We start from the raw sequence: 5,432 nt of genomic DNA on the forward strand, positions 1-5,432 counted from the left end.
AGTATGCGGGACGCAAACAGTGGCAACGTTGATCGCGGTTTATGGGTTCTTTATGACACCCCTCGGTTGGGGTTGGGCACTGTTCGTTTGGGGCTATGCGCTAGTGTGGTTTCTTGTGAATGACCGAGTGAAACTGCTCGCTTATCAGATTTTAGTTCCGCGACTATCAGGTTGATATCACGATGGCTGACCGGGGGTTCTAGGGATTGGATTAATTTTAAAACATTCAGGACATCCCACAACAGGCCAATCACAGCCCCTTCATTCCAAGGTTTGCCGTTTTCAATTTCTTTGCTCAGTTCTTGCCCGTCGATAAAGTCTTGAACAAAATAGAATCCATTATTTTGTTCAAAATTATCCCAAAGGCTAGGAATTTGAGGGTGATGTCCTAGCTTTTCTAAAACACCCGCTTCTCACTGAAATCAACGAAGTTTACCCCGGAGTCGGATATCGATCGCACTGTGGAGATTCTGTCTACTGATGAGTTCCGATCGCCTCTACAAATCTAACGGTTGCAGTAGCGCGATCGCATTACAGCCAATATAACCGACTGCCAAGGGGGATTGATCGGGTAACAAAGCCAGAACATTCTGCAAGGTTTGTGGTAGGGTTGCCCCATAGATTTGCCAGAGATTCTCACGCAGTTGATTAATAATCCGATCGCCTGCTATATCATCGGTTCCGGGTCTGACGAACATCAGCGATCGCCATACTTTAAAGTAGCGAATATCATGACTCTGCACCACCCGTTTCATTTCCGCTGTCGCACGTTCGACTAATTCCTCCCGGACTGATTGCATCACCAGGGGTTGCAAGGTGAAGGCAGAGGACTCCTCCCCAAACCAGGATTCTAACAGCGATCGCCGCTCTAAACTGGCAATTCCTTCTAATAATGCTGCCGGATCGAGTAATACCAGAAAATGGGTTTGCAGTCGGCAAAATGAGACGGGTTCTTGCCAGATTGCCAACCAGTACAGAATCTCTCGTTCTAAATCAGATAGGCGTTCCAATTGTTGGTGCAACAGAGTTCGTAATCTATCGCCGACAATCAGGGTATTCTGATTCAAAAAGGCGGCGACATTTCCCCCAAATACGGTCTGAATAAACGGAGTAACAATTTTGAGGGCGAACGGATTCCCCCGATACAGTTGAATTAAGGCCGAAAGTCCTAATTCTTTCCCCGTCAATCCTCGGGATTTTAACAAGTCTAACGCCGCAGTATTTCGCAATCCTAAAAGGGTTAAACCGCGCAGGTTTTTGCCTTCTAGGGGGATTGTCCGGGGTTGTTCACGACTGGTAATCAGAATGCAGCTTTGATGGCGATCGCGACTTAAGGTTTGGATAAATTCACTATATTCTGTTTCCCACTCTGGTGACTGTAATACCGCTTCTAATCCATCTAAAATCAGCAGACAGCGATGGTGTTTTAGATATTGGAGTAATTGGATTGTGCCTTTGGCAATATTGGTGACGCTGGTTTTATCAAAGCTGTAGAGGAGACTATCGAGGAGGGCAATTAAAGAGGGGGAATGGTGAAGCGATCGCCAGATTAAACCGTGAAATTGCAGTTGCATGGCGTCAGCAAAAGCGAGGGCAAGGGCGGTTTTTCCCATGCCACCCATGCCGGAAATGATGATAATTTTGGCGGTGGAAATCCATTGTTCCAGTTGCGCCAACTCGCGATCGCGTCCGAAAAAAGAGTCTAAATCTGGCGCTTCCTGCCAGTCTCGGATCCCAGGAAACTCCGGGATAGCTGGATCAAAATCAGCTTCACAACTTTCGGCGATCGCCTGCCAGTCGCTAATCCCCACGGCGGCACAAATGGCGATAAAAATGTCCCGTTGAATGCGATCGCCATGCCAAAATCGTCGTAAGGTGGCGCGGGAGGTATGAGCATCCTGCCACCACCGCGCTGTACTGGTTTTTGTCCAACCCAAACGCTTTCTAGCGCGATCGGCGATCGCCAAACCTTCCGTCGATGCATTCACCGACTTTGACATACTTCAGACCTATCGAGGAATAACATCAACCCTAGCACCATCAGAGTCAATCAATGATAAAAATCTACGGAGGTAACAACCCCCGTAGAATTAGTTAGGAAAGCGGTAATCTGATGCAGTAACTTATGCCAGTCCCACTAACTTAGCACTCAGATCCCACATCCGCTTACCATTATCATTATCCCGCGCTTGAGGAGAAACCCGTTGGACAAAAGATTTTCGATCTTTTTTCTGACGATTTCCCCAACTCCAATAAGCGCCGGATTGTTTGTATTCCGGATCGGCCACCACTACCGCCACTCGTTCTCCCGCTAAATCCTGAGATACATATCCTTTGGTAATGTATTTTTGGAAGATCGGGAAAAGTTTCTGAAACAGCGGATAATGATTCCGGAATAATGGTGTTTCAGCAACACATCCGGGATAGAGAGAAGTGAAGGCAATTCCGGTTGATTCATGATAGCGTTCATGAAGTTCCCGCATCGTTAAGACGTTGCAGACTTTGCTATCTTTATAAGCCTTAACTGGCTCAAACTTCTTGCCATCAATCATCGAGTAAGGTTCTTTGAATCCTTCAGCAAACCCTGTGAAATCCCCTAAATCGGGACGAGGGGGAATTTTGCCCCCGAGTTCATCAGGATTGTGCGTGACGGTTCCTAAGATGACCATGCGCTTATCCGGCGCAGGCGATCGCTTCATATCCTCCAACATGACATTGCACAGGAGGAAATGACCCAAGTGATTCGTCGCCACACTGAGTTCATACCCTTCAGGACTCCGCAAGGGATCTTTAATTAACGGCATATAGATAGCCGCATTGCAGACCAAAGCATCCAGGGTCCTCCCTGTCGCGCGGAAATCATTGATAAATTGACGCACGCTTTGTAAGGAGCCTAAATCGATATGGAGAATCGTGTAGCTGTCTGGAGACATTCCCACAGACTGGGCCGCTTGTTCAGCTTTGGCTAAATCCCGACAGGCCATGATCACGTGCCATCCTCGTTTCGCCAGGGCTTTCGCGCCGTACAAACCGACCCCGGAGGATGCGCCCGTGATGACGACCGTTGACTTTCGATCTTGTTCCATCGGTAGAGAAATGAGTTGACCGTTGTTGACTCCTTCTAGGATCTCATAATGCGATCGCGATGGTAAACTAAATTTTTTCCTGGGGTCCTGGGGTCCTCTAGCCGGGGTCCCTCCTGAACCTCTTCTGGGGCGTCTTGGCGAGGCGAGCAGGTTGGCGTTAAGCAAGGTATGATTGAGAATATGATGCTAAAATTAGCATATTTCAGGGAACAGTAAATTAATGAAGTCAGTTGAGTGGATCGGTAGCTCCCTTGATGATTTAAAAAAATTCCCAAAGGATGTTCAGAAAGTCATGGGTTTCGCTTTATATGAAGCTCAAACCGGAAATAAACCTCTTTCAGCGAAGCCACTTAAAGGATTTAAGGGTGCTGGTGTACTTGAAGTGGTAGAAAATTTTGACAGAGACACTTACCGGGCAGTTTATACTGTAAAATTTGCCAGTGCAGTTTATGTCTTGCACTCTTTTCAAAAGAAATCCAAGCAAGGTATTACTACCCCTAAACAAGATATTAAATTAATCGAGCGTCGGTTCAATCGGGCAGAAGAACATTACTCGGAGAATTATGGGAAACAACAGGGAGAGTAAAGCATGAAGGAAAAAATTGAAGTGCAAGCAAGCAGCGGCAATGTTTTTTTAGATTTGGGCTTGGAGGATGCTGACGAATTACTGATTAAGGCAGAATTTGCCCATAAAATTACTCGTATCATGACTCAGTATGGTATGACTCCACCGACTATCGCCCTCTTTTTAGATATTGAACCGCCAAAAGTCTTAGATTTAATCAATGGCAAGGCATGGATTTTTTCCACTGAACAACTCGGTCAGTTTTTCAAGAGGTTGGATAAAACTTTGTCAGGTTTCGACTTTCCGTATTATGACAAAGAGCTGGTCAAGGTAAAATTTGCCAATGAAATTACTAGGATGATTACTCAGTATGGCATGACTCAAGGTAAGGCAGCAGAGATTTTAGGCACGAAGCAGCCCCAAGTTTCAGAATTAATCAATGGAAAGCTATACAAGTTTTCAACGGACCGACTATTTCGGTTTTTAATTAGACTGAGCGACTATATATCGAGCCTAAATGAGTTGGATAATTATTCCCGATCTGAAAGCGCTAGGCTTACGGGGCAATTCATGAAATCTCCCTACACCATTGATGTAGATTAACTCTAAAAATTCTAAAGAGGTTGTACAATTTTTTGAACAATGCCAAAAGCCTTATTCTATAAATAAGGCGGCTTCAAAATGCGATCGCCTCCCTAAAATTACCCCCCTCAACTCCACACCCGTTGCAAATTCAACACAAACCCAGGTAACACCGTCTCCCCAGATAATTGACTCGGATTCACCACAATTTCCACCCCTTGTCCGGCGCGATAAATCTCGACTTGTTGCTGTTGCGGGTCAATTAACCATCCCAATTGTGTCCCATTGTCGATATACTCCTGTAACTTGCTTTGCAGTTTTGCTAAACTGTCCGACTCGGACCGCAATTCAATCACAAAATCAGGAGATAAGGGAACAAATCCTTTGCGCTGCGCTCTTGTTAATGCTTGCCAACGTTCTATACTCACCCAAGCAGCATCTGGAGAACGGTTTGCACCATTGGGAAGGGTAAACCCGGTGGAGGAATCAAAAGCAATGCCATTTCCTCCTTCTTCCTCAATCCACTTGACCAAAAAATAGGCAATTCTGATATTGCGATATCCCGTTTCGCCTCCAGTGGGGGGAGTCACAATTAATTCTCCTGCGGCAGTGCGTTCTAGTTTTAAATCAGGGTTGGCAGCGGCGATCGCTGCAAATTGCACGGGATTAACCTGAAGGTTCAGGTCCCAGGGTAATTGTAAGGTTACGGTTTCCAGTTTTGTCGGGGTGGCGATCATGGTTTATCATCCTCTACCGCTGTGATTTGATTGTAACGGATGGGGGTATTGCTTAGGTCCTTTGCCTTCTGGAAGCTCGGCAATATCTAATGCTATCAATCCAGTCTGTTTTGTACCCCGTATCGTCGGAAGACAGCATCGTTCACCCTTAAATCCAGCTAGAGTGCTGTCCCGCAATTCCTAATGGTTTGACCAAGTTGCAGAGACACAATATTCATAAAGGGCTTTATTACAATTCCGCTTTCTAATGATTTCCGAATGAACTTGCTGATACCCAAGCATTTGCATCGATTCAGCAAGCAGGGCGGCTGTATCTACGGAATTTCCAAAAAATGTGGAATTGCCTACTATATAGTACAATTTAGCTTGTTTTTCTAATCGGTTTTGCAGGGAAGCTAAGTGCAAGTGCATATCGTGAAAGTATTTTAAGACATAAATTCCCATGAGTTCTGCATTTTTACC

5 protein-coding genes and 1 pseudogene are annotated in these 5,432 nt (G+C 45.6%); 2 read left to right on the forward strand and 4 right to left on the reverse strand.

The genetic code is table 11. From position 1 onward, the window contains the following. Positions 1-497 precede the first annotated feature (497 nt). Both J0895_RS25190 and J0895_RS25195 read right to left on the reverse strand, forming a co-directional pair. Entirely contained in the window at positions 498-1,988 is a 1,491-nt protein-coding gene (locus J0895_RS25190; RefSeq protein ID WP_340643585.1) for an nSTAND1 domain-containing NTPase, read from the reverse strand. Between the two features lie 135 nt (positions 1,989-2,123). Further along, the gene (locus J0895_RS25195) at positions 2,124-3,086 is read right to left on the reverse strand and encodes a protochlorophyllide reductase (RefSeq protein ID WP_207090729.1); all 963 of its coding nucleotides are present in this window, start codon (positions 3,084-3,086) and stop codon (positions 2,124-2,126) included. Positions 3,087-3,306: 220 nt separating this feature from the next. Here J0895_RS25195 and J0895_RS25200 point away from each other — a divergent pair, with 220 nt between their 5' ends. Both J0895_RS25200 and J0895_RS26205 read left to right on the forward strand, forming a co-directional pair. After that, a complete protein-coding gene (locus tag J0895_RS25200) occupies positions 3,307-3,672 on the forward strand; it encodes a type II toxin-antitoxin system RelE/ParE family toxin (protein WP_207090730.1) in 366 nt (121 codons plus the stop codon). A gap of 3 nt (positions 3,673-3,675) precedes the next feature. Beyond that, positions 3,676-4,254 carry a helix-turn-helix domain-containing protein gene (locus tag J0895_RS26205; RefSeq protein WP_242541584.1) on the forward strand — a complete coding sequence of 193 codons (579 nt, stop codon included), beginning with the start codon at positions 3,676-3,678 and terminating at the stop codon, positions 4,252-4,254. Positions 4,255-4,361: 107 nt separating this feature from the next. Here J0895_RS26205 and J0895_RS25215 read toward each other — a convergent pair whose 3' ends face one another. Both J0895_RS25215 and J0895_RS25220 read right to left on the reverse strand, forming a co-directional pair. Beyond that, positions 4,362-4,970, reverse strand: a complete 609-nt coding sequence (locus J0895_RS25215) for a Uma2 family endonuclease (RefSeq protein ID WP_207090731.1) — start codon at positions 4,968-4,970, stop codon at positions 4,362-4,364. Positions 4,971-5,150: 180 nt separating this feature from the next. After that, positions 5,151-5,432: pseudogene (locus J0895_RS25220) on the reverse strand (DNA methyltransferase); the annotation flags it as partial.

The organism is Phormidium pseudopriestleyi FRX01 (assembly GCF_017313335.1).
Classification (GTDB): Bacteria; Cyanobacteriota; Cyanobacteriia; order Cyanobacteriales; family Laspinemataceae; genus Laspinema; species Laspinema pseudopriestleyi.